This window comes from Stutzerimonas kunmingensis (assembly GCF_014764705.1).
Lineage (GTDB): Bacteria > Pseudomonadota > Gammaproteobacteria > Pseudomonadales > Pseudomonadaceae > Stutzerimonas.
Genome location: NZ_JACXXG010000002.1, coordinates 74,029 through 97,589 on the forward strand (window position 1 = coordinate 74,029; position 23,561 = coordinate 97,589).

The window sequence follows — 23,561 nt, forward strand, 5'->3', positions numbered from 1 at the left end:
CCATGACCTTTTCCATCATCGCCCGCTGCCCGCGCACCGGTCAGTTCGGCGTGGCCGCGGCCACGGCGATGCCCGCGGTGGGCAAGTTGCTGACCCACGCGGCGGCCCATGTCGGGGCGGTGGCGACCCAGGCGCAGATCAATCCGTACCTCGGTATCGACGGCCTGCGTTTCCTGCGCCAGTTCAGCCCGGCGGCCGAGGTGCTGGAGCGGCTGCGGCGCACCGATCCCTGTATGAGCCAGCGCCAGTGCGCGGTGATCGACAGCAAGGGCCGCACGGCCTGCTGGACCGGGGAGAAGTGCCTGCCCTGGGCCGGCTCGATCGCCGGCGAACAGTTCTGCGTGCAGGGCAACCGGCTCAAGGGCCGCGAGGTGCTGGAGGCCGCCTGCGAAGCCTATGAGCGCAGCGCACACCTGCCGCTGGTGGAGCGTTTGATGGAGGCGATCGCCGCCGGCGATGCCCAGGGCGGCGATCGCCATGGCGAGTCATCGGCAACGGTGTATGTGGTCGATAACGAGGAATACCCGCTGTGGGATATCCGCGTCGACCATCATCCCGACCCGTTCGCCGAGCTGCGCCGGCTGCACGATGTGTTCGCGCGCGACGTGGTGCCGGAAATCCTCGCCATGTCGACGCGCGCCAATCCCGCCGGCGCTGCCGAGGAGGATTCCATCTAGTAGTCGCTGCTGACTGCTGCCGGGTTGGCTAGCGGGCTAGCCGATGGCGGCAGCGGCTCCAGACGCAGCGCGCCGTGGGCGCGGTTGCGTACCGCCATCCAGTCCTCCAGTGCTGCCAGCGAGCGCGGCGGCGAGATCAGGTAGCCCTGGAACAGGTCGCAGCCGGCCTGCAGCAGTGCCGACTGTTTTTCCATGTTGTCGACGCCCTCGGCATTCACGCGCTTGCCCTGGGCGTGGCAGAAGGCGATGAGGGCGCTCAGGCTCTGCTGCATCTCCGGGCGGGTCAGCCGGGTGATAATCGCCATGTCCAGCTTTATGGTGTCGGCGGGGTACTCGAGCAGCTGCTGGATCGAGGTATAGCCGACGCCGAAGTCGTCGATGGCGACGCGGAAGCCCGCGCGGCGAATCGCCTGGACCACTTCCATGGTGTTCTTGCACAGCTCGGCGGCGTAGGTTTCGGTCAGCTCGATCTCGATCCTGCCCGGCTCGACGCCGTGATGGGCGGCGCGCTCGACCAGATAGCGGCAGATGCGGTCGTCGTTGAGCTGCGCGGAGGACACGTTGATCGCCAGCAGCACCCCTTCGCCGAACAGCTGCACCAGTTTCGGGTACTCCGCCAGGGCATGATCAATGACCCAGCTGTCGATCTTCGGGAACAGCCCGGCACGCTCGGCGATGGGAATGAATTCGCCGGGCGAAACCGTCCCGAGGATCGGTGAATGCCAGCGCAGCAGCACTTCGCAACTGACCACTGCGCCTTCGCGATCGAGCGCCGGCATGTAGACCAGCCGCAGCTGGTCGTCGCCGTCGAGCTCGCGCAGCTGGTCTTCGATCAGGCGGATTCGCTCGTTGCGTCGCTCCAGCTCGCCGCTGAAGGCCACCGCGGTGTTCTTGCCCTCGGCCTTGGCCTGGTACATGGCAGTGTCGGCACGGGTGAGCAACTGGGTGATCGAGTCCGCATCTTCCGGGTAGCAGGCGGTGCCGATGCTGACGCTGACCGGATACAGGCGATCCTCCAGACGAAACCCGCCGCGGCAGAGGCCGAGCAGCGCGTCGCACAGTTGCTGCAGGCCGCCGTCGCCGGTTTCGCTCAGCAGCAGGATGGCGAACTCGTCGCCGGACAGGCGCGCCAGGGCCGTTTCCGTCTGCGGGTAGTCGGTGCGATGCCGTTCGAGCACGCCGCGGGCACGCTGGGCGAAGATTCGCAGTAGAGCGTCGCCGGCCTCGTGGCCGTATTGATCGTTGACTTGCTTGAAGTTGTCCAGATCGAGAAACAGCAGTGCCAGCCGCTTGTGCGTGCGCATGCACTGCTCGTACATGGTATTGGCCAGCACGCCGAAGTGCGCCCGATTGCTGACCTGGGTCAGGCTGTCCTCCCAGGATATTTCGCGGATGCGTTGCAGCGCTTCGGTGTTGCGGTCGTGCAGGGTCTTCATGTTCACCGTCAGCCGGCCGATCTCGCCGCCATCGGTCGGCTCGTCGAGCGCGTCGCGCTTGCACAGCAGCAGGTCGGTGAGCTGGTCGTCCAGCTGGCTGATGGGGCCGGTAATGGAACGGCGGATCAGCCACAGCAGCAGGCCGATGGAGATCAGACAGATCAGCGCACCGCCGGCGATGAAGGCGAGCCCGAGGGTCTGCAGGCGCTCGGCGGTGTAGTGTGGCGCCGGTGTCAGCCGTGCATGCAGCGAGCGCGATAGCGAAACCCCGGCGGACAACCCGGCGACCGCCGGCAACGGCTCGTCGGAGATTTCGACAGGCGCACCGTATTCGCTTTCCAGGCTGCGCTTGAGCTTGAGGAAGCGCTCCGGGCGCACCGCCAGCTGAATGGCGAAGGCCTCAGCGCGCTGGCTCGGCAGTGGTCGGCTGCTGGAGGCCGGCAGGATGAAGTCGGTGTTCATCAGCAGCGGGTCGTCATCGGCCTGCTCCACATAGAGGGTGTTGCCGGATGCCGATGACCGTCTGGCTTCGCTGACGATACGCTGCTGGCTCGCATTCATCGAGGCGAATGGCGACAAGCTGCTTTCGAAGTAGTAGGCCGGCCTGCCATCGGGCTGCACGACGGCGAGGGAAACGAAGGTCAGCTCGGTGTTGGAGAGCGAGCGGATGCTCTGCTGGATGCGCAGCCCGAGGGTGTCGTTGCGAAAGTCGGTGTCCGACTCGCGCAGGAACAGCAGCAGCGCCTCGCTATCCATGATCGAGTAGAGCACGCTGCGATTGAACGCCTCGTAGTCCAGGTAGGCGGATGTCAGCGCCGAGAGCTGCTGCTCCAGGCGCGCCTGCTCCAGCCCCAGCAGCGAGGCGCGCTGGGTCAGGTAGGCGGTGGTCGAGGCAACCAGCTGGATGATCAGAATGACCGGAAAGATCACCAGCAGCGTGCGTTTACCTAGCGTCATGGGCGTTGATCAGTGCACTGATGATGCGCCGCCGCGTCTGCGTGCCCTCCAGCGGTCGCGTCTCGTAGACCTGGCTTCTCTCCAGTACCGCTTCCGGCGGGTAGATGGTCGAATCCGCGCGGATATCCGCCGGTAGCAGGGCCTGCGCCGCAGCGTTCGGTGTGGCGACGCCCAGATCGGCGGCATTCAGGGCGGCGATTTCCGGCTGCTGGAGGAAGTCGAGGAAGCGCCGCGCCAGCGCCTTCTTCGCGGTGCCGGTCGGTATCGACAGGCAATCGACCCAGAGCAGCGTGCCCTCTTCGGGCACCACGTAGCGCCAGGGCTCGCCGTCGACCCCTTCCACTTCGTTGAGCACCTGCTGGTCGCCGCTGTAGGCCAGGGCCATGTCGGCCTGGTCGAGGTAGCGCTGGCTGCGCAGTGAGGTGATCACGTACTCGTAGGTCAGCACGGCGCTGGACTGGGTCATGAGCAGGTCGAAGGCGGCCTTGAGTTCGTCGTTGTTCGAGGTGTTGATCGAATGGTTCTGCAGGATCAGCGGACTGGCGAGGATGTCCTCGTGATCCTCCATCATGATGATGTGTGGCTCGTCGGCGCGAGCCGGTTGCAGCAGGTCCTTCCAGGATAGTGGCGCGCTTTCCAGGCGGTCGCTGCGATAGGCGATGCCGAGCGTGCCCCACAGGTAGGGCACGCCGTAGCGCCCGCAGCTGTTGCGCCAGCGTTGCGGGACATGACGCAGCGTCGGCAGCTGCTTGTCGTCGATCGGGTCCAGCAGGCCGCGGGCGCCAAAGCGCGAGGCGCTGATCAGCTCCGTCAGGGCGATATCGATCCGATGCTCGGGCTTGGCGAGGACTTCGTCGCGCTTGTCGCCGCTATCGAAGTAGATCTGCCTGATCTCGACCCCGGTTTCGGCTTGCCAGCGTTCGATCACCGCTTCGCTGAGGTATTCCTCCCAGGTCAGCAGCGTCAGGTGTTCGGCCGCGTGCACGGGAGTCGAGGGAAACAGCAGGCTGACCGTCATCAGCAGGGTGCTGCGCATACGCCATGGCGCTGGTTTGTTGTTCTTCTCGGTCATTGATCATCCATCCCAGGCATTGGCCGCCGTGCAGTGGCAGCGCATTCGACGGGTCTACCCAAGTTATCGGCAATCGGTGATGGCACTTTAATGGCGTCAGAGAGTCGGCGGCAATGAATTTGTAACCTTGTCCACGTCCGTTCCGATCGGTGGCCTTCGAAGCCGGTCAGCCAGACGGGTTGTTCGTCGCAGATGGCGTACCGGCACTCGATTCTTGAGCCAGACTCCAATACAGCCCGTGCCGGAACCAAGGAGCCTGCCATGACCTTCAAGATCCCCTTTTTCGATCGAGTCCAGGCAGGGTCGGCGCTGGCCGAGCGCCTGGCAGAGGAAGCCGACTGGCACGACGCGCTGGTCCTGGCGCTGCCGCGTGGCGGTGTACCGGTGGCGTTCGAGGTGGCGCAGCGGCTGGGCCTGGAGCTGGACATTCTGGTGGTGCGTAAGCTTGGCACGCCGGGCAATCGCGAACTGGCCATGGGCGCCATCGCCAGCGGCGGCGTGCGTGTGATGAACGACGACATCGTGCAGTACATCCACGTCTCCAGGGCCGAGATCGACGGCACCATCGCCCAGGAAACCCACGAGCTGCAGCGGCGCGAACAGGCCTATCGCGGTGAACGACCGCCGCCGCTCATCGCCGGACGTGGCGTGATCCTGGTGGACGACGGGCTGGCGACCGGCGCGACCATGCGCGCCGCGGTGCAGGCGGTGCGCCACCTGGGCGCGACGTGCATCACCGTTGCGGTGCCGGTGGCGGCTGCGCAGAGCATCGCGCAGCTGGAAAAATTGGCAGATCGCGTCGTCTGCCTGCATGTACCGCATGACCTGTATGCCATCGGCCGCTGGTACGAGCATTTCGAGCAGACCCCCGACCGTCAGATGGTGGAGCTGCTAGAGCGCGCGTGGACCCAGGGAGGGCAGGCGGCATGACCGCGCTTGCGGCGACACCCATGCGCTTCACGCTCGGCAAGGCACGCCTGCACGGCGAGCTGTGCTTGCCGCCCGCGGCCACCGGCCTGGTGGTGTTCGTCCACGGCAGCGGCAGCAGCCGGCACAGCCCGCGCAACCGCAGCGTGGCGCATTGCTTCAACGAAATGGGGCTGGCGACCCTGCTCTTCGATCTGCTCACCAAGCACGAGCAGCCCATTGACGAGATCACCCGGCAGCTGCGCTTCGACATCCCGCTGCTCAGCCAGCGCCTCAGCGGCGTGGTCGACCAGCTGAGCAGCGATGCGCGCTTGCACGATCTGCGCATCGGCCTGTTCGGCAGCAGCACCGGCGCCGCCGCGGCACTGACCACCGCCGCCTCGCGGCCGGCGGACATCGCCGCGGTGGTTTCGCGTGGCGGCCGGGTCGACCTGGCGGATCTATCGCTGGGGCGGGTCAAGGCGGCTTCGCTGTTCCTTGTCGGCAGCGGCGACCTCGAGGTGCTGGAACTCAACCGTGCCGCTGCTGCCCGTCTGCAGTGCGTGCATCAGCTGGTGGTGGTACCGGGGGCGACGCACCTGTTCGAGGAGCACGGCACGCTGGAGGAGGTGGCGCGGCTGGCCGGCGACTGGTTCCTGAGACACCTGTGCTGATCCTGCCGCGGGCCGCAGCTGGGAGAAACAGGCGGTGCAGCGCCGCTGGCCAGGCCGAACGGCAATCTGCTGATACAAGGCTCTTCGCGGTGTTTGGTGGACAGCGTCGAACTCTTGGCCTCGACTTGTAACAAAGATCGGAATGCCAAGGAGGTTGTGATGACACAGGCCGCATGGCGTCGCGGAGCCACCGACGCACTCTTCTGGTCACTGCTCTATACCGCACTCTGGGCGCTGTTCGCTGCCGGACAGGGCTGGGTGCTGGGTGTGCCGACGGTCACCCTGGCCGTGGCGCTGAGCCTCTGGCTCAGCCTGCACCCGATGGCCATGCGCCTGGCGGCGCTGCCGGCGTTTCTCGGCTTCTTTCTCAAGCACATGCTGCTCGGTGGCTGGGATGTGGCGCGGCGTGCGCTGCAGCCACGCTGTCCGCTGCAGCCGGCGTGGCATCCCTATCCGCTCACCAGCCAGTCGCCGCGGGTGCGCCTGTTGCTCTCGGCGATGGTCGGGCTGTTGCCCGGGACCTTGGCGTCGCGAGTCGATGCCGACGAGATGCGTGTGCACGTACTGGATGAACGCCTGCCCTGGCAAGCCACCGTGGCCGAACTGGAACTGCGCCTGGAGCGGCTGCTGGGCGCGGAGGGGCGGCCTTGATGGCAGTGTTCTGTGCACTTCTGCTGCTGACCCTGATCATCGGCCTGTGGCGCGTACTGCTCGGCCCGCGGCGGGTCGACCGGCTGCTTGCCGTGCAGCTGTTCGGCACCACCGGCGCGGCGCTGCTGCTGGTGCTGGCGCAGTGGCAGGGCGCGCCGGCACTGCGCGATGCGGCGCTGGTGCTGGCGCTGCTGGCGGCGATGATCAGCGCCGCGCTGGTACAGCTGCTGCGACGTAGCCGCCATGAGTGAACTGCTCGACTTCTTCAGCTGGCTGCTGCTGGCCGGTGGGCTGGGGTTCTTCGCCGCCGGGAGCATCGGTCTGCTGCGCTTTCCCGATACCCTGAGTCGCCTGCACGCGCTGACTAAGGCCGACACCCTCGGCCTCGGCCTGGTGGTCGCCGGCCTTTCGCTGCGCGCCGGCGGCGTGCTGGAAGTCGCGCAGATGCTGCTGATCTGGCTGCTGGTGCTGGCCTCCGGCGCCACCGCCTGTCAGCTGCTGGCACGTCAATCCGACGAGGAGGACGGCGATGACTGACTGGCTGCTGGATGCGGTCCTCGGCCTGTTGCTGCTCGGTCTGGCCGGTGGCGCGCTGCATGTGCGCCAGCTGTATGCCGGCGTGTTGCTGTTCATCGCCTTCGGCCTGGTGCTGGCGCTGGTCTGGGCGCGACTGGGCGCGGCCGACCTGGCGCTGGCCGAGGCCGCCATCGGCGCCGGACTGACCGGTGTGCTGCTGTTCGCCGCGCTGGCGCGCCAGCCACGGGCCGGCAGCGAGCCGCAGCTGTCGCGCCGCCGGCGTCTGGCCGCGGTGGCGGTGCTGCTGCCGCTCTTGCTGATGGTTTTGCCGCAGCTCGCGCCGCTGGCCGAACTACAACCGAGCGTGCCGACGCAGATCGATGCCGCGCTGGCGCAGAGCGGCGTCGAGCATCCGGTCACGGCGGTGCTGCTCAATTTCCGCGCCTGGGACACCTTGCTCGAGCTGGCCGTCCTGCTCCTGGCCCTGCTCGGTGCTCGGCAGCTCGGATCGCTGCAGCCGCAGCTGAGCGAGCCCTGGCCTATGCTGCGCGCCTGGGGCCGAACCCTCGCGCCGCTGCTGGTGCTGGCCGGCGGCTATGTGCTCTGGCGTGGTGCCGCCTCGCCCGGCGGTGCCTTCCAGGCCGGCGCGCTGCTGGCCTCCGGCATCGTCCTGCTGCGTCTGGCCGGTGCGTTGCCGGCGTTGCGCTGGGGCTTCTGGCCGCTGCGTCTGCTGGTGCTGGTCGGCCTGCTGTTGTTCGTCGCGGTGGCGGCAGCCTGCGCCTGGTTTGGCGATGGCTGGCTGCAGTACCCGACCGGCTGGGCCAAGCCGCTGATCGTCGTCATCGAGGCCGCGGCGACGCTGTCCATCGCCGCGAGCCTGAGCCTGCTGGTGATCGGCGACGACCCGGAGCCGCAGTCATGAGCGTCACGCTGTTCTGGATCGCCGTCGGCTTCGCCCTCTGGCTGCTCGGCCTGCACGGGTTGCTCACATTGCGCCATGCGCTGCGGCGGATCATCGCCATCAATCTGATGGGCAGCGGCGTGTTTCTGGTGATGATCGCCCTGGCGGCGCGTCACGCCCCGAGCGATCCGCTGCTGGTGGCGCTGGTGGTCACCGGGCTGGTGGTGGCGGTGAGTGCGACCGCCCTGGCGTTGCGCCTGAGCAGTGCGCTGGCCACCTCGAAGGGGCAAGAGCGATGAACGCCGCCCTGGTCAGCCTGCTGCTGCCGCTGGCCGGTGCCTTGCTGCTGATCCTGCTGCGCCCGGCGCGCAGCGGCCGCTGGGTGATCGCGCTTAGCCTGGGCGCGCTCCTGGCGGCGATCATGGCGCTGCAGGTGGTGCTCGATCATGGCGAGCGAAGCCTGCTGGTCGGTGGCTGGGAGGCGGGGCTGGCGATCCGTTTCCGCCTGACTCCGCTGGCCGCGCTGCTGCTGGTGTTCACTGCCGGATTGCACCTGCTGGTGGCGCTGTATGCAGCGCGCATCGCCCATGCCGCCGGGAATCAGGATTACTGGCCATTGTCCTGCCTGTTGCACGCGGCACTGGCCGCGCTGTGGCTGTCGGCGGACCTGTTCAACCTCTACGTGACGCTGGAGTTGCTCAGCCTGGTCGCGGTGGCGCTGGTGTCGCTGGCGGGGCGCAAGGCCTGGAAGCCGGCGCTGAACTACCTGCTGCTGTCGCTGGCCGGCTCGCTGGCCTATTTGCTCGGTGTGGCACTGATCTACGGACGCTACGGCGTGCTCGATCTGGCCATGCTGGCGCAACTGACCGCAGCCGATGGCGTGACCCATCTGGCGCTGCTGCTGATGAGCCTCGGGCTGATGCTCAAGGCCGCGCTGTGGCCGCTGCACCTGTGGTTGCCGCCGGCCCACGCCGCGGCGCCGACCGCGGTCAGCGCGCTGCTCTCGGCGCTGGTGGTCAAGGGGCCGCTGTACATCCTCTGGCTGATCTGGAGCGAGATCGCCCCGGCTGAATTCGGCCGCGACGCCGGCCTGCTGTTCGGCGCCGCCGGTGTGCTGGCGCTGATCGCTGGCGGCTGGTCGGCACTGCGTGCGCCGCGGTTGAAGACCCTGGTGGCTTACTCGACGGTCGCCCAGCTGGGCTACGCGCTGCTGGCGCTGGGGCTGCTACTGCATCTGGACGAACCGCGCCTGCATGCGGCCCTGTGGCTGTTCGTGTTGGCTCACGGGCTGGCCAAGGTTTCGATGTTCCTCGCGGCCGGCGAGTTGCAGAGCATCCTCGGCAGCAAGCGGGTGTCGGGCATGAAAGGCGCCAGCCAGAACGTGCCGATCGCCCTGGCGGCGTTCGCCGTGGCCGGCGGCAGCCTGATCGGTCTGCCACCCAGTGGCGGGTTCCTGGCCAAGTGGCTGTTGTTGCAGCCGCTGTTCGAACGGCCGCAGCACTGGCCATGGGCGCTGGGCGTACTGCTCGGCACGCTGATGTCGGCGGCCTACGTGTTCCGCGTCGTCGCCCACGGCTTCGACCGCGCCCGGCCGAATCCGCCGAGCATTCATGCCGACCGCCTGGCGCAGTGGCTGGCGTTGCTGCCGGCGCTGCTGGTCTGGGGCCTGGCGCTGATCAGCGAGCCGCTGCTGCTCTGGCTGGGAGGGCTCGGGCGATGAGCTGGCATGCGTTTCTGCCACTGGGCATCGTGCTCAGCTCGCTGCTGCCGGGCCTGGTGATCTTCGGCCTGCGCGAGGACCGGCAGCGCCTGCGCGTGACCCTCAACCTGCTCGGCGTGACGCTCAAGCTGGTGCTGGTCGGCAGCATGCTCTATGGCGTCAGCCAGGGCAGCGAGTACCGTTTCAGCGTGCCGCTGTTGCCGGGCGTGCCGTTGGTACTGCAAGCCGATGCGCTGGCCCTGCTGTTCGTCGCGCTGTCGTCGCTGCTGTGGGCGGTGACGACGATCTATGCCATCGGCTACCTGGAAAACTCGCCGCTGCGCTCGCGCTTCTTCGGCTACTTCAGCCTCTGCGTCAGCGCCACGGTGGGCCTGGCGCTGGCGGGCAATCTGGTCAGCTTCCTGCTGTTCTACGAACTGTTGACCCTGGCCACCTTTCCGTTGGTGGTGCATCGCGGCACGCCGGAGTCGCTCGCCGCGGGGCGCGTCTATCTGGCCTACACCGTCGGTGGAGGGTCGCTGGTGCTGATGGGCGTGGCCTTGCTGCACAGCCTGGCCGGCACGCCGGATTTCCAGGCGGCCGGCTATCTGCTGGAGCAGGTCGATGAACATGACATGGCGCTGCGGGTGGCCTTTGCACTGCTGATCCTCGGCCTTGGCGTGAAGGCCGCGCTGATCCCGCTGCATGGCTGGCTGCCCCAGGCGATGGTCGCCCCGGCACCAGTCAGTGCGCTGCTGCACGCGGTGGCGGTAGTGAAGGCCGGGGCCTTCGGCATCGTGCGGGTGGTCTACGACGTCTTCGGCGCCGAGGCGCTGACGCAACTGGATCTCACCACGCCGCTGCTCTGGTTGGCGGCGGCGACCATCCTCTACGGCTCGCTGCGCGCCTTGCAGCAGCAGGAGCTGAAGAAGCGCTTGGCCTACTCGACCATCAGCCAGGTGTCCTACGTGACGCTTGGCGTCGCGCTGCTCGGGCCGGTCGCGGCGGTGGGCGGCCTGGTGCATCTGGTCCATCAGGGGCTGATGAAGGTCACGCTGTTCTATTGCGCGGGCAATTTCGCCGAGACCTTGGGCATTCACCGCATCCGCGAGATGGACGGCGTCGGCCGGCGCATGCCCTGGACCATGACGGCGTTTTCCATCGGGGCGCTGGGCATGATCGGCATTCCGCCGATTGCCGGCTTCATCAGCAAATGGACGCTCGGCCTCGGCGCTCTGGAGGTCGGTCAGGACTGGGTGCTGCTGGTGCTGCTCGGTTCGGCGTTGCTGAACGCCGCCTACTTCCTGCCGCTGCTGTGGCGGGGCTGGTTCGCTGAGCCGGCGGACTGGCACGAGAACCGCTGGGCCGATGAGCGTTTCGAAACCCATTGGATGCTGTTGCTGCCGCCGCTGATCACGGCGCTGCTGTCGCTGCTGGTCGGCCTGCTGGCGGCCACCGCGCTCAGCCCGCTGGGCTGGAGCCAATTGATCGTCGAGCGGGAGTTCGCCATATGAACGCCTGGCTCTGGTTGCTGGTGCCTTTCGCACCGTTGCTCGGCGGCGTCCTGCTGTTGTGGCTGCGCGAACGCAGCCTGCCGTGGCTGTGGCTAGCCTGTGCGCCGGCGTTGCTGGCAGCGCTGCAACCGCCGCCAGCGTTGGAGTTGCCGTGGCTCTGGGAGGGTGTGCGCTGGGGCGCCAGCGATACGCTGACCCGCACCTGGCTGGGCTTTACTGCCGTGCTCTGGAGTTGCGCGGCGACCTTTGCCAACAGCAGCCTGGCCACCGATCGGAAGCGGCTGCGCTTCTGGGCGTTCTGGCAACTGGCGCTGGCCGGCAATCTGCTGCTGATCATCGCCACCGACGCATTGAGCTTCTACCTTGGCTTCAGCGCCATGAGCCTCGCGGCCTATGGGTTGATCGTGCAGCGCGGTGGACCGGGCCCGCGGCGTGCCGGACGCCTCTATCTGCAACTGGCGATCTGCGGCGAGATGCTGCTGCTCGCCGGGCTGTTGCTGCGCAGTCACAGCACCGAACAGGCCTTCGACTTCGCCACCTGGCAGGCGCAGCCGATCGACCACCTGACCTTGGCCCTGCTGGTGCTCGGGCTCGGCCTGAAGGCTGGGTTCTGGCCGCTGCACGTCTGGCTGCCGCTGGCCCATCCGCAGGCCCCGGCACCCGCCAGCGCGATCCTCTCCGGGGCGATGCTCAAGGCCGGCATTCTCGGCATCTGGCGCTGCCTGCCGGAGAGCGATCCGACGCTGGCGGCCTGGAGCACGCCGCTGCTGATCGCCGGCCTGTTCGGCGCGCTCTATGCGGCTGCGCTGGGGCTATGCGCGGCCAAGTCCAAGGCAGTGCTGGCCTGGTCCTCGGTGAGCCAGATGGGCTGGATGCTGATGATCCTGGCGCTGGCCTGGAGCCTGGAGGCGCCCTCTGCGGCGCTGCTGACGGTGCTGGTGCTGTTCGGCGTGCATCACGGGCTGGCCAAGGGCGCGCTGTTCCTCGCCGCCGGGATGGTCCACGAAGGGCGGCTGTCGCGTCTGGGCTGGGTGCTGCTGATGCTGCCGGCGCTGGCGATCATGGGCGCGCCGTTCACCAGCGGCGCGGCAGTGAAGTACCTGCTGAAGGAGGCTTGGCATGAAAGCGCCTTCGTCGCCTGGTTGCCCTGGCTGACCCTGGCCAGCATCGCCACCGCGTTGCTGCTCTGGCGCGCGCTCTGGCTGATGTGGCGCGATCAGCAGCACGTCCGCGCCCGCGCGCCACTCGGCCAGTGGTTGCCGTGGGCGCTGCTCAGCATCGCGTCGCTATCCGTGCCCTGGTTCTGGCCGACCATACGCGAAGCGCTGCTGGCTGGGGTGTATCCCGCGGGCCTGTGGGCGGCACTCTGGCCGCTGCTGGCAGCTCTGGGTCTGACGCTGCTGGCGCTGCGCCGTGGCTGGAGGGTGCCGTCGCGGCTGGCGCAGTTGCCCAATCCGGCAATGTGGGCGTCGCTGTACCTCACCCGCCTGCTGCGCCAGCCGCCACTGCCCGTACCCGGAATGCAGCTCGAGCGGAACCGCTGGCGGGCGCGCGAACGGCGCTGGAATCGGCAGTGGGAACGCGGCGCCCTGACCCTAAGCGCCTGGCTGCTGGTGGCGCTGTTGTGGCTGGGCTGGCTGTGGTGAGCGATCGGATCAGGGCAGGGCTTTCTCGGCGTAGGGCCGGGTATCCAGGCCCAGCTGGGCGCGAAAGCTTTCCATGTCGAACATCGTGCAGATCTCCTGCACCTGCTGCGTCGGGGTGATGCTCCAGAAGGCCATGGCGGAAATGCTGAGCACCTTGTCGCTAGGCGGATAGCCGAACGCCGGCTGCTCGATGGTGCCGATCAGCGTGCTCCAGGTGACCACCCGGTTGCCTTCGGCGATGCACTCCTCGACCACCACTTCCAGTTCCGGCATGGCGTGGCGGATCTGCCGGACCATGTCGAGAAACTCGGCGCTGGCGAGCGGCCGGCCGATGAAGGAGCTCTTGTAGAGAAAATCCTTGCTGTGCAGGTGCTCGGCCAGCGCCAGGCGCCCGCGGTTCCAGGTCAGGTCGATGTGCTGACGGACGAGTTTCTTGCGGTCATCCAGTGACATGCGCCCTCCAATGGGCTGCAGATAGCTCGGCAGCGAACTCTAGCAGCGGCCAGGGCCGTGCGGGAGTGCCGTTCGGTCAGTCGGCCTGAACCCCAGCTGAACCTGCGCTGAACGAGCGCCACCTGGTGCGCCGTCGGTCCGCTTTCGGCCTTCACGCGATCTGTTCCGGCTCGCTTTCGTCGCCCACATCGGCGTCGTCGTCCGGGTAGCTGCGCAGGATCGGCGGCTGCTCGGCATCGTCGATCCACCACTGCAGCTCGGCCTCGACACGGGTGTCGTCAGCGATGCCGAGGCGGTTGTTCAGCGGGCATTGCTGCGTCGGGGTGGCGATCAGCGTGCCGCTCTGCGCGGTCTGGGCATTGCCGGCCCTGCCACTGGAGCGCACCTTCAGACGAAAACGGACCTGCTGCCCGCTGCCCTTGAAGCACAGGGCGAGCGAAAGCCGGCTTTGCTCGGCCGGTTGCAGCTCGAAACTGACGGCTACCGGTGCATCGGCAGGGGCGGGGGTGGCTGCGAGCAGCCAGGTGGTGAGGGTCATGGTCAGCATCCGTTCTGTTTCCGTTGAAGCCGGTCCGTGGCTGGAGGGTGGTTGCGCTACTGCTGGACTATGGTGGCGCTGTTGCCGGTGCCGCTCTGGTGGATCGTCGCGACGCCGGGCAGGCGGGTGAAGTCATTGGCCGGCAGGCTCTGGCGGATCATCGCCTCGTTGGCGCTGCCCAGTTGGGTGATGGTGGCCTGATGACCGTAGTTGCCCTGTTCGATGCTCGCCAGGTTGTCGTTGCCGTTCTGGATCACCGTGGCCTGGTTGGACATGAAGCTCTGGGCGATGTCGACGCTGTTACCGCTGCCGGTCGACGAGCCACTGATGCGGCCGCCGAAGCCGTTCTGGTCGACCGTCAGCCGGTTGCTGTCGCCGCTCTGGGTGAAGTCGAGTTCGTTGTGGTAGTCGTTCTGCTGAATCTCGGCGATGTTGTAGGTGCCGGCCTGGGCGATGTTCATGCGATTGCCGTCGCCCTGGTAGATGTCGGCCAGGTTGCCTAGGCCGTCCTGGGACACGATCATCCGCGACCCTTCGAAGTAGCCCTGCTGGTCGAAGGTCAGCACGTTGTCGTCGCCGCGCTGCTCGATCTGTGCGGTGACGAAGGCGGTCTGGCTGCCGGTGATCTGGTTGCCGTTGCCGATGCTGCTGGCATCGACCGTGCTGGTACGTCCGGTCTGTTCGATGGTGGCGACGTTGGCGTTACCGATCTGCTGCAGGTTGGCGACCTTGAAGTAGGCCTCGCCGATCTGCATAATGCTGGCGGTGTTGAGGTTGCCGATCTGGCTGACATCCATGGTGCTGGACTCGACCAGGCCGGTCTGTTGCAGCTCGGCGACGTTGTTCGTGCCGACCTGCTCCAGTTCGATGCTGTTCTGCGCCACGGCCTGAGTGGCGGCGAGGGTGAGCAGGGTGGCAATTGCCGTAGGCTTGAACATGAACTCTCCTGATCGCTAGCGACCCTGCACGATATTGATCTGCTGGCCGACGCCGTATTGCGTCACCGCGCTGCGCAGGCCCTGGCCGGTCTGCTCGATGCGCGCATCGTTATAGGCACCGTACTGGCTAATGCTGGCCTGGTTGTCGCTGCCGGTCTGGCGGATTTCGGCGTAGTTGCCCTGGCCGACCTGCTCGATGACCGCCATCAGGTTATCGCCGTGCTGCAGGATAAAGGCTTCCTGATCGCCGCCCTGCTGCAGCATCTGCGCGCTCAACGCCTGGCCGTTCTGAGTCAGCTCGGCGAGATTGCCCTGGCCCAGCTGCTGGATGTAGGCGGCCTTGGCGTCGGTCAGCTGAACCGCAAGCTGGGTGGCGGTGGTGCCAAGGGGTGAAAGATCGCCGTTGTCCATCAGGTCGGCGGCCATCAGCGGCGCGCAGGCCAGGCAGGCAACCAGGGCAGACAGTGATGTGGCGCGGGGCAGGGCGTAACGGGCCATTGGCGTGTACCGGATGACAGTGGTCGCGATTCTTGAACGCGGCGGACACCCTTGAACATCCATCGGATGATGTAAAAGGCGTAGCGCAAGCAATTCGCTCGGGATTAATGCCTGGCACGGCGTGACGCTTTCGCACCGTGCCAGAGCGTCTCGGTGACGTCCCGTTCCGCTAGGCCGCCCGTCGCTGCGGGACGCTACTCAAGCGCTACAGGACTTGTCCCAGTCGAGATGACTGCGCAGCAGGTACGCCGCCTCGGCCCGGTTGGAGGCGCCGATCTTGCGCAACAGATTGTGGATATGACTCTTGATCGTGTGCGGGCTGAGGCACAGCTGCTCGGCGATTTCCGCATTCGACAGCCCCTTGCCGGCGAGGCTCAGGATCTCGCGCTCGCGCAGCGTCAGGCTGGACTTGGTTTCAGCGAGCTGGCGCATGCGCCGCCACTGGCCCAGCAGCCTCTCGGTGAGGACCCGTGGCAGCCAGTCGCCACCCTTGAGCAGCACGCGGATGCCCTCGAGCAGATGCTCGCGGGTGGCGTGGCTGTAGAACACCCCGCGAATCACCGGGTGTCTTTCGACCAGCTGCTCGGCCTGCTCGGGGACGATATTCACCAGCGCCACCGGTGTGTGCTCGTCGAGCTGGTCGATAAGGCTGGATATCTGTTCGGCTTCGCTATGGCCGGCGTCGACCAGAAACAGGTCGGCTCCGCGATTGTCCGGTGATTGCAGTCCGGTCAGCGCAACTTCGACTTGCGCCTGTTCGCCTAGAAAGTGGCGAAAGAACAACCCAAGCAGTTCATTGCCGGTTAACAGCGTGACAGTTGGGGAGGATGTGTCCCGTGTAAGCTCCGCGTCCATGTTCGGTACCTAGTCAGTCGGGCGTGATTGATTAAAAAGTTACTAAACGACCAGCACCTTGCAGCGAAGTTCAGCCGAGAGATGGCGAACGGGCATTATCCAGCCAGCACGTGCACAACTCTGCCAGGTCGAACGCGAGGCATCGGAAAGAGCGCGCGTTTTTGCACCGGGCGGCTGCTAAGGTAAGGGAATGATCGCGACCACCTTTGCCGTTTCGTCTCGTGAACTGACCCTGCGTGCCTTGCTCACCGGTCTGCTGCTGGGTGCGCTGCTGGCACCGTCGAATGTCTACTCGGGCCTCAAGATCGGCTGGTCGTTCAATATGTCGATCATCGCGCTGCTGATCGGCTTCGCGTTCTGGCAGAGCATTGCCGTCGCGTTCGGCCGCCCGCGCTGGTCGCTGCTGGAAAGCAACATCAACCAGACCACCGCCTCGTCCTGCGCCTCGATCATCTCCGGCGGGCTGGTGGCACCGATTCCCGCCTATACCCTGCTCACCGGTCAGCAGCTGGACAGCCTGCCGCTGATGGCCTGGGTGTTCTCGGTGAGCTTTCTCGGGGTCTGGGTGGCCTGGTACCTGCGACCTTCGCTGATCGTCGAGTCGGGGCTGCGCTTTCCCGAGGGCATGGCGACCCTGGCGACGTTGCAGCAGATCTACAGTCATGGCGCCGAGGCCGGGCGCCGGCTCTGGGTACTGGGCGGTGCCGCCGTGCTGGCCGCGGGGAGCAAACTGGTCGATACCTTTTTCTGGACGCTGCCGCGCTGGGCACCTTCGGCGCAGCTTGAGCGCCTGACGTTCAGCTTCGAACCCGCGCTGCTGTTGCTCGGCTTCGGCGGCATCATCGGGTTGCGCGTCGGCCTGTCGCTGCTGCTCGGCGCCGTACTGGCCTGGGGCCTGATCGCGCCCTGGCTGCTGGCCGAGGGACTGGTGCGGTTGCCGGCCGCAGCCCAGGGGCCGCAGTTCGCCGCGCTGATCGAATGGCTGTTGTGGCCGGGCGTGAGCCTGATGGTCTGCGCGACGCTGACCTCGCTGGGCCTGCGCCTGCTGCGCTCACGCTCGCCAACGACACGCCGGCGGCCGGTGCTGCGGCGCCCGTACGGCTGGCCAGCGGCCGGTTTTGCGCTGTCGGTAGGACTGGTGCTGGCGCTGCAGGTCAGCCTGTTCGGCATCGACCCATGGCTGGCGGCGCTGTCGATTCCGCTGGCGCTGCTACTGGCGATGGTTGCCGCGCGGGTGGTCGGCGCGACCGGGATTCCACCGATCGGCGCCATCGGCCAGCTGTCGCAGCTGAGCTTCGGCGTGTTCGCCCCGGGCCAGGTGCCGGTCAATCTGATGAGCGCCAACACCGCCGGTGGCGCGGCGGGGCAGTGCACCGATCTGCTCAACGACTTCAAGGTCGGGCATGCCATCGGCGCTGCGCCGGGGCGTCAGGCGCTGGCGCAGTGCTTCGGCATTCTGCTCGGCAGCGTGGTCGGCGTACTGGCCTATCAGCTGCTGATTCCCGATCCACAGAGCATGCTGATCACACCCGAATGGCCGGCTCCGGCGGTTGCCACCTGGAAAGCAGTGGCCGAAGCCTTGACCGGAGGCCTGGGCGCGCTCGCTGCCGACATTCGCTGGGCGATGCTCGCTGGTGCGCTCTGTGGGGTGCTGCTCGGGACGCTGGAAGGGCTGCTGCCCGAACGCCGGCTGCGCTGGTTGCCGAGCTCCGCGGCGCTCGGCCTGGCATTCATCATTCCGGCGTCGATTTCGCTGATGATGACCTTCGGTGCCGTGCTCGCCTGGGCCTTCGCGTCACGCTGGCGCAGCTTCGGCGAGCGCTTCGTGATCGTCGCCGCGGCCGGCTTGGTGGCCGGCGAGAGCATGGCTGGCGTCGGCGCCTCGCTCTGGCAGCTGCTGCGCTGATTGGCGGCAACAGCTGAATTAATGCGCGGCGCGGTCTGTCGTACCTCTTGTACTCACGAGGGGGAGCATCATGTCCACGTCGACACCGCAGAACGATGCCAAGACGGTCGCCAATCGCACGATTGTGCAGGCCGCAGTGCTGGCCTTCGTGGTGCTGCTGAGCATCGTCGCCTGGTTGGCGTTCGATTTCATTCTGCTGCTGTTCGCCTCGATTCTCTTCGGTGTGCTGATCCATGGCGTGAGCCGCTGGCTCTGCAGCAAGACGGCGCTGTCCTACAAGCTGTCCATGGGGGTGTTCTTCGTGCTCTTGCTGCTCGGTCTGGGCGGCGGCGGCTTGCTGGTCGCGCCGAGTGTCGCGGAGCAGGCCGATGCGCTCTCCGATTCGCTGCCCGAGGCCGTGGAGCGCCTGCGTGAGCGTGCCGAGCAGTTGCCCTGGGCGAATGAGCTGCTGCAGCAGCGCGAACGCCTGGAGGACTCGCTGCCCGACGGCTCTAGCGCGTTCAGCGTGGTCACCAAGGTGATGGGCTCGATCGTCGGTGCGCTGAGCAGCTTCGCCATCGCCTTCGCCATCGGCATCTGCCTCGCCATCAACCCGCAGATATACGTGCGCGGGCTGCTGAAGCTGATTCCGCTGGGCTATCGACCGCGCGCAGCGGAGGTGCTCGACGAAAGCGGCTCGACATTGCGCGTCTGGCTGCTGGCCAAGCTGCTGGAAATGCTGCTGATCGGCGTGCTGACTACGCTCGGTCTGTGGTTGCTGGGCATCGAGCTGGCGCTGGTGCTCGGCCTGATCGCCGGGTTGCTGTCGTTCATTCCCAATATCGGTCCGGTGCTGGCGGTGATACCGGCGCTCCTGCTGGCATCGCTGGAGGGCGGGCGCACGGTGCTCTACGTCGCCGCGCTCTATCTGTTCATCCAGGCCTTGGAAAGTTATGTGTTCACGCCGTGGATGCAGCAGCGCATCGTCTCGGTTCCGCCGGCGCTGACCATCGCCGTGCAACTTCTGTTCGGCCTGCTGGCCGGTACCCTGGGTCTGCTGCTGGCGACGCCACTGGCAGCTGTCGGCATGGTGCTGGTGCGCATGCTCTACGTTGAGGATCTGCTCGGCGACCGGCCGCAGGCGACCGACGGTCCTAGTGCCTAGCCGCTCTGGCCGGGCGTTCTACAGGGCTGTCACGTTTTGTAAATGCTGACGACGAAACCCCTGACCCGTCCCGCTGCCGGATTACATGAACCCCCTGAAAATATGCAGGAGTCATCATGAACATGCACAAGATTGCAGCACTCACCCTGGCGGGACTGCTTTCCAGCGCGGCATTCGCTGCCGGCAATACCGGCACCGGCGCCGATACCGGCCACCGTGATTCGAAGGGACACAGTACCGAGCAGCCTGGAACCATGGGCGGCACGGGCAACGGAATGGATTCGACCTCCGATACCGGCAAGATGCCGGACGAGACTGAGCGCCCGGCGACCACACACGGTAGCGATCACGGTACCGGCGTCGATGCTGGCGGCGATGGTGCGGCTGGTAAGCAGGGTACGACCGGTACGGGCGGCGAGGGCGGTGAACGCGGCGCCTACTGATCCATCGGTTGCACCTGAACGGCCCGGCAGGCTCAGCTTGCCGGGCCGTTCTGCATTCAGCCTGACCGCTTGGCCGTTGCCGGCAGTTGTGCGGAAACCTTTGTCGGTGCCGGCGTGCCGAACCTGCAAGAGCAAAGATCGGGAGGTGCACGATGGACCTGCTGCGTATGAGCATTCTGCTGGTGCCACTGCTGGGCGCAACGAGCGCCCTGGCCGAGCCTACCGGGCCGACCAATCCGGAAAAGGCGCGTCAACATCCGCTGGAAAACCGCGAGCCGCGGCCGCAGTCGGATCAGCAATCGGACGAGATGGAACAGATCGAAGCACCGGTGCTGCAGCCGCGCCAGGCGCCAATCGAGACCGATGTGCCGCCGACGCCCGAGCCGCGTGACGAGCAGCCAGGGGCGGATGTCGATGCTGCGGGTAATCGGGTGCTGCGCAGCTAGCGGAGAGCGCTCGGGTTGAGTCAGTGCGCATGAACGAAAAAGGGAGGCCGAAGCCTCCCTTTCAATGCACCGCGTCAGCGAATCAGAACAGCACGCGGCTGCGGATGGTGCCGTTGACGTGCTGCAGCTTCTCCAGCGCCAGGTCGGAGTACTCCTTGTCCACGTCGATGACGACGTAACCGACCTTCTCGTTGGTCTGCAGGAACTGGCCGCAGATGTTGATGCCGTTGTCGGCGAAGACCTTGTTGATCTCGCTCATCACACCCGGAATGTTCTGGTGGATGTGCAGCAGGCGGTGCTTGCCCGGGTGCGACGGCAGGGCGACTTCCGGGAAGTTGACCGAGGACACCGAGGTGCCGTTGTCGCTGTACTTGACCAGCTTCTCGGCGACTTCCAGGCCGATGTTGGCCTGCGCTTCGGCGGTCGAACCGCCGATGTGCGGGGTCAGGATCACGCGATCCAGGCCACGCAGCGGGCTTTCGAATTCCTCGTCGTTGGACTTCGGCTCGACCGGGAACACGTCGATGGCGGCGCCGATCAGGTGCTCGTCCTTGATCGCGGCGGCCAGGTGATCCAGCTCGACCACGGTACCGCGCGCTGCGTTGATCAGGATGGCGCCCTTCTTCATGGCGCGAATTTCCTTCTCGCCAATCATCCACTGGGTGGACGGCAGCTCAGGTACGTGCAGGGAAACGATGTCGCACATGCCAAGCAGCTCGTACAGCGAGCCGATCTGGTTGGCGTTGCCCAGCGGCAGCTTGGTCACTACGTCGTAGAAATAGACCTGCATGCCCAGCGCTTCGGCCAGCACGGAGAGCTGGGTGCCGATGGAGCCGTAGCCGATGATGCCGAGTTTCTTGCCGCGGATTTCGAAGGAGTTGGCCGCCGACTTGATCCAGCCGCCGCGGTGGCAAGAGGCGTTTTTCTCCGGAATGCCGCGTAGCAGCAGAATGGCTTCGGCCAGCACCAGTTCAGCCACCGAACGGGTGTTCGAGTAGGGCGCGTTGAACACCGCGATGCCGCGCTCGCGGGCGGCATTCAGGTTGACCTGGTTGGTACCGATGCAGAAGCAGCCGACGGCGATCAGTTTCTTGGCCGCGTCGAAGACCTCTTCGGTGAGTTGGGTGCGCGAGCGGATGCCGATGAAATGGGCGTCGGCGATCTTCTCCTTCAGCTCCTCGGTGGACAGCGCGCCCTTGAGGTACTCGATGTTGGTGTAGCCGGCCGCCTTGAGGGTGTCGACGGCGTTCTGGTGCACGCCTTCGAGAAGAAGAAACTTGATCTTGCTCTTGTCGAGAGAGGTCTGGCTCATCTGCATTAAAACCTTAAGGCCGAAGGATAGGACTGAAGTGTCCAGCGAAGGCTGGCCGACCCGTCATTAGCGGTGTCGGGAGTCTGCCGAGGCACGTTTCAAAGGGGTGCGTATGCTAGCATACGAGCCCCGCGAAACACCCCCACCCCTGTGCTGAAGCGTGTTCAGGGTGACCATGAATCGTATGAGAGTTCCCGTGATGACCGACCCCGCCCTGATCGATGAGCTGAAAACCCTGGTCGAGCCCGGCAAAGTGCTGACCGACGCCGAATCGCTGAATGCCTACGGCAAGGACTGGACCAAGCATTTCGCTCCTGCGCCCTCGGCCATCGTCTTTCCCAAGAGCATCGAGCAGGTTCAGGCCATCGTGCGCTGGGCCAACGAGCGCAAGGTCGCGCTGGTGCCCTCGGGCGGTCGCACCGGGCTTTCCGCAGCGGCCGTGGCGGCCAATGGCGAGGTGGTGGTGTCGTTCGACTACATGAACCAGATTCTCGAATTCAATGAGATGGACCGCACCGCCGTCTGCCAGCCGGGCGTGGTCACTGCGCAGCTGCAGCAGTTCGCCGAGGACAAGGGTCTGTACTACCCGGTGGACTTCGCCTCCGCCGGCTCCAGCCAGATTGGCGGCAACATCGGCACCAACGCCGGTGGCATCAAGGTGATTCGCTACGGCATGACCCGCAACTGGGTCGCCGGCATGAAAGTGGTGACCGGCAAGGGCGACCTGCTCGAACTGAACAAGGACCTGATCAAGAACGCCACCGGCTACGACCTTCGCCAGCTGTTCATCGGCGCCGAGGGCACCCTGGGTTTCGTCGTCGAGGCCACCATGCGTCTGGAGCGCCAGCCGACCAACCTCACTGCGTTGGTGCTGGGCACCCCGGATTTCGATTCGATCATGCCGGTGCTGCACGCCTTCCAGGACAAGCTTGACCTCACTGCCTTCGAGTTCTTCTCCGACAAGGCGCTGGCCAAGGTGCTCGGCCGTGGTGACGTGCCGGCGCCGTTCGAAACCGACTGCCCGTTCTATGCGCTGCTGGAATTCGAGGCCACCACCGAGGAGCGCGCCGATCAGGCGCTGGCGACCTTCGAGCATTGCGTCGAGCAGGGCTGGGTGCTCGATGGCGTGATGAGCCAGAGCGAGCAGCAGCTGCAGAACCTGTGGAAGCTGCGCGAGTACATCTCCGAGACCATCAGTCACTGGACGCCGTACAAGAACGACATCTCGGTGACCATCGCCAAGGTGCCGGCCTTCCTCAAGGAGATCGACGCCATCGTCGGCGAGCACTACCCGGACTTCGAGATCGTCTGGTTCGGCCACATCGGCGACGGCAACCTGCACCTGAACATCCTCAAGCCCGATGCGATGGACAAGGACGAGTTCTTCGGCAAGTGCGCCACGGTGAACAAGTGGGTGTTCGAAACCGTACAGAAGTACAACGGCTCGATCTCCGCCGAACACGGCGTCGGCATGACCAAGCGCGACTATCTCGAATACAGCCGTTCGCCGGCGGAAATCGAGTACATGAAGGCAGTCAAGGCGGTGTTCGATCCGAACGGCATCATGAACCCCGGCAAGATCTTCGCGGCCTGAGTCGCCCACCGACCCAAGGAGTCATCGATGAGCTACCAGCACCACTACACCGACGGCACGCCGATCCACTACCCGCTGGGCAAGGTGGTCTGCATCGGCCGCAACTACGCCGAGCACGCCAAGGAACTGAACAACCCGGTGCCCACCGAGCCGCTGCTGTTCATCAAGGCCGGCAGCTGCACCGTGCCGCTGGAAGGCGGCTTCAGCATCCCGAGCGATCGTGGTGCGGTGCACTACGAAGCGGAAATCGCCGTGCTGATCGGCAAGCCGCTGTCGCGCAAGCCCAACGAGGAAGAGGTGCGCGATGCCATCTCCGGCTTCGCCCCGGCGCTGGATCTGACCCTGCGCGACGTGCAGGCCAGGCTCAAGGAAAAGGGTCACCCGTGGGAAATCGCCAAGAGCTTCGACGGCGCCTGCGTGCTGGCACCGTTCGTGCCGGGCGACGCGGTGGAGGATCTGGGCGACATCGGCATCCGCCTGAGCATCAACGGCGAAGTCCGCCAGGACGGCAACAGCAGCCAGATGCTCAACGCCATCCTGCCGCTGCTGCAGCACATCGCCGGGCATTTCAGCCTGCAGCCGGGCGACGTGGTACTGACCGGCACGCCGGCCGGTGTCGGCCCGCTCAACCAAGGCGATGAGCTGGTGCTGGAGCTGGTCGGCCTGTCCCGCTTCGAGAGCCGCGTGCTCTGATCCATCGACGCGGCGGGATTCACCCGTCGCGTTTGCCGCTTCTTTGCGAACCGTTCTCGTGTTGTAATCCGGCACCCTCCGCTGGAACGCTT

At 66.2% G+C, this 23,561-nt stretch carries 25 protein-coding genes; 17 read left to right on the forward strand and 8 right to left on the reverse strand.

The features are described from left to right. Positions 1-2 precede the first annotated feature (2 nt). Positions 3-677, forward strand: coding sequence for a DUF1028 domain-containing protein (locus IEG05_RS02125; protein ID WP_041015262.1), 675 nt, complete (start codon positions 3-5; stop codon positions 675-677). Here IEG05_RS02125 and IEG05_RS02130 read toward each other — a convergent pair. Then, positions 674-3,070 carry a putative bifunctional diguanylate cyclase/phosphodiesterase gene (locus IEG05_RS02130; RefSeq protein ID WP_041015261.1) on the reverse strand — a complete coding sequence of 799 codons (2,397 nt, stop codon included), beginning with the start codon at positions 3,068-3,070 and terminating at the stop codon, positions 674-676. The genes IEG05_RS02125 and IEG05_RS02130 overlap by 4 nt on opposite strands. Then, positions 3,057-4,142 carry an ABC transporter substrate-binding protein gene (locus IEG05_RS02135; protein ID WP_041015260.1) on the reverse strand — a complete coding sequence of 362 codons (1,086 nt, stop codon included), beginning with the start codon at positions 4,140-4,142 and terminating at the stop codon, positions 3,057-3,059. Before IEG05_RS02135 ends, IEG05_RS02130 begins: the two co-directional genes overlap by 14 nt. Positions 4,143-4,403: 261 nt before the next feature. On the opposite strand from IEG05_RS02135, the gene IEG05_RS23190 reads away from it, so the two are divergent. The 10 genes from IEG05_RS23190 to IEG05_RS02180 all read left to right on the forward strand — a co-directional run bounded on the left by IEG05_RS23190 (position 4,404) and on the right by IEG05_RS02180 (position 12,649). Continuing rightward, positions 4,404-5,072, forward strand: coding sequence for a phosphoribosyltransferase (locus IEG05_RS23190; protein ID WP_224742649.1), 669 nt, complete (start codon positions 4,404-4,406; stop codon positions 5,070-5,072). Continuing rightward, positions 5,069-5,722 carry a dienelactone hydrolase family protein gene (locus IEG05_RS23195; protein WP_224742650.1) on the forward strand — a complete coding sequence of 218 codons (654 nt, stop codon included), beginning with the start codon at positions 5,069-5,071 and terminating at the stop codon, positions 5,720-5,722. Before IEG05_RS23190 ends, IEG05_RS23195 begins: the two co-directional genes overlap by 4 nt. 159 nt (positions 5,723-5,881) lie before the next feature. After that, on the forward strand, positions 5,882-6,373 hold the full coding sequence (locus tag IEG05_RS02145) for a Na+/H+ antiporter subunit E (RefSeq protein WP_191121582.1): 492 nt from the start codon (positions 5,882-5,884) through the stop codon (positions 6,371-6,373). Then, positions 6,373-6,624 carry a monovalent cation/H+ antiporter complex subunit F gene (locus tag IEG05_RS02150; protein WP_044314691.1) on the forward strand — a complete coding sequence of 84 codons (252 nt, stop codon included), beginning with the start codon at positions 6,373-6,375 and terminating at the stop codon, positions 6,622-6,624. Before IEG05_RS02145 ends, IEG05_RS02150 begins: the two co-directional genes overlap by 1 nt. After that, positions 6,617-6,910, forward strand: a complete 294-nt coding sequence (locus IEG05_RS02155; RefSeq protein ID WP_014821872.1) for a cation:proton antiporter — start codon at positions 6,617-6,619, stop codon at positions 6,908-6,910. The genes IEG05_RS02150 and IEG05_RS02155 overlap by 8 nt, the downstream gene beginning before the upstream one ends. Next, the gene (locus IEG05_RS02160) at positions 6,903-7,811 is read left to right on the forward strand and encodes a hydrogenase subunit MbhD domain-containing protein (protein ID WP_191121583.1); all 909 of its coding nucleotides are present in this window, start codon (positions 6,903-6,905) and stop codon (positions 7,809-7,811) included. Before IEG05_RS02155 ends, IEG05_RS02160 begins: the two co-directional genes overlap by 8 nt. After that, positions 7,808-8,089, forward strand: coding sequence for an NADH-quinone oxidoreductase subunit K (locus IEG05_RS02165; protein ID WP_125896649.1), 282 nt, complete (start codon positions 7,808-7,810; stop codon positions 8,087-8,089). The genes IEG05_RS02160 and IEG05_RS02165 overlap by 4 nt, the downstream gene beginning before the upstream one ends. Continuing rightward, entirely contained in the window at positions 8,086-9,510 is a 1,425-nt protein-coding gene (locus IEG05_RS02170) for a complex I subunit 5 family protein (protein ID WP_125877144.1), read from the forward strand. The genes IEG05_RS02165 and IEG05_RS02170 overlap by 4 nt, the downstream gene beginning before the upstream one ends. Then, positions 9,507-11,003, forward strand: coding sequence for a complex I subunit 5 family protein (locus tag IEG05_RS02175; RefSeq protein WP_191121584.1), 1,497 nt, complete (start codon positions 9,507-9,509; stop codon positions 11,001-11,003). The genes IEG05_RS02170 and IEG05_RS02175 overlap by 4 nt, the downstream gene beginning before the upstream one ends. Then, positions 11,000-12,649: a complex I subunit 5 family protein gene (locus IEG05_RS02180; RefSeq protein ID WP_191121585.1), complete on the forward strand. Its 1,650-nt coding sequence runs from the start codon at positions 11,000-11,002 to the stop codon at positions 12,647-12,649. The genes IEG05_RS02175 and IEG05_RS02180 overlap by 4 nt, the downstream gene beginning before the upstream one ends. Before the next feature lie 9 nt (positions 12,650-12,658). Here the strand turns inward: IEG05_RS02180 and IEG05_RS02185 are convergent, their stop codons facing one another. From IEG05_RS02185 to IEG05_RS02205, 5 genes are all read right to left on the reverse strand, one after another. Continuing rightward, positions 12,659-13,102 carry a ketosteroid isomerase-related protein gene (locus IEG05_RS02185; protein ID WP_044315835.1) on the reverse strand — a complete coding sequence of 148 codons (444 nt, stop codon included), beginning with the start codon at positions 13,100-13,102 and terminating at the stop codon, positions 12,659-12,661. A 151-nt stretch (positions 13,103-13,253) separates the two neighbouring features. Next, complete coding sequence (locus IEG05_RS02190; protein ID WP_041015250.1) at positions 13,254-13,649, reverse strand: hypothetical protein; 396 nt, start codon at positions 13,647-13,649, stop codon at positions 13,254-13,256. Positions 13,650-13,696: 47 nt separating this feature from the next. After that, positions 13,697-14,578, reverse strand: a complete 882-nt coding sequence (locus IEG05_RS02195) for a hypothetical protein (RefSeq protein WP_191121586.1) — start codon at positions 14,576-14,578, stop codon at positions 13,697-13,699. Positions 14,579-14,593: 15 nt separating this feature from the next. After that, a complete protein-coding gene (locus IEG05_RS02200) occupies positions 14,594-15,076 on the reverse strand; it encodes a curli production assembly protein CsgB (RefSeq protein ID WP_125896656.1) in 483 nt (160 codons plus the stop codon). A gap of 198 nt (positions 15,077-15,274) precedes the next feature. Continuing rightward, complete coding sequence (locus tag IEG05_RS02205; protein ID WP_041015247.1) at positions 15,275-15,859, reverse strand: helix-turn-helix transcriptional regulator; 585 nt, start codon at positions 15,857-15,859, stop codon at positions 15,275-15,277. Positions 15,860-16,121: 262 nt separating this feature from the next. Here IEG05_RS02205 and IEG05_RS02210 point away from each other — a divergent pair, with 262 nt between their 5' ends. The 4 genes from IEG05_RS02210 to IEG05_RS02225 all read left to right on the forward strand — a co-directional run bounded on the left by IEG05_RS02210 (position 16,122) and on the right by IEG05_RS02225 (position 19,870). Then, positions 16,122-17,837, forward strand: a complete 1,716-nt coding sequence (locus IEG05_RS02210; protein WP_191121587.1) for an OPT family oligopeptide transporter — start codon at positions 16,122-16,124, stop codon at positions 17,835-17,837. A 70-nt stretch (positions 17,838-17,907) separates the two neighbouring features. Then, the gene (locus IEG05_RS02215; RefSeq protein WP_191121588.1) at positions 17,908-18,981 is read left to right on the forward strand and encodes an AI-2E family transporter; all 1,074 of its coding nucleotides are present in this window, start codon (positions 17,908-17,910) and stop codon (positions 18,979-18,981) included. 116 nt (positions 18,982-19,097) lie between these two features. After that, positions 19,098-19,424 carry a hypothetical protein gene (locus IEG05_RS02220; protein WP_014821858.1) on the forward strand — a complete coding sequence of 109 codons (327 nt, stop codon included), beginning with the start codon at positions 19,098-19,100 and terminating at the stop codon, positions 19,422-19,424. 152 nt (positions 19,425-19,576) lie between these two features. Beyond that, on the forward strand, positions 19,577-19,870 hold the full coding sequence (locus IEG05_RS02225) for a hypothetical protein (protein ID WP_191121589.1): 294 nt from the start codon (positions 19,577-19,579) through the stop codon (positions 19,868-19,870). A gap of 82 nt (positions 19,871-19,952) precedes the next feature. Here IEG05_RS02225 and serA read toward each other — a convergent pair whose 3' ends face one another. Continuing rightward, complete coding sequence (serA, locus tag IEG05_RS02230) at positions 19,953-21,182, reverse strand: phosphoglycerate dehydrogenase (RefSeq protein WP_191121590.1); 1,230 nt, start codon at positions 21,180-21,182, stop codon at positions 19,953-19,955. Positions 21,183-21,381: 199 nt separating this feature from the next. Here serA and IEG05_RS02235 point away from each other — a divergent pair, with 199 nt between their 5' ends. Continuing rightward, positions 21,382-22,776 carry an FAD-binding oxidoreductase gene (locus IEG05_RS02235; protein WP_046618466.1) on the forward strand — a complete coding sequence of 465 codons (1,395 nt, stop codon included), beginning with the start codon at positions 21,382-21,384 and terminating at the stop codon, positions 22,774-22,776. Positions 22,777-22,803: 27 nt separating this feature from the next. After that, positions 22,804-23,469, forward strand: a complete 666-nt coding sequence (locus IEG05_RS02240) for a fumarylacetoacetate hydrolase family protein (protein ID WP_011911636.1) — start codon at positions 22,804-22,806, stop codon at positions 23,467-23,469. Positions 23,470-23,561: the final 92 nt, after the last annotated feature.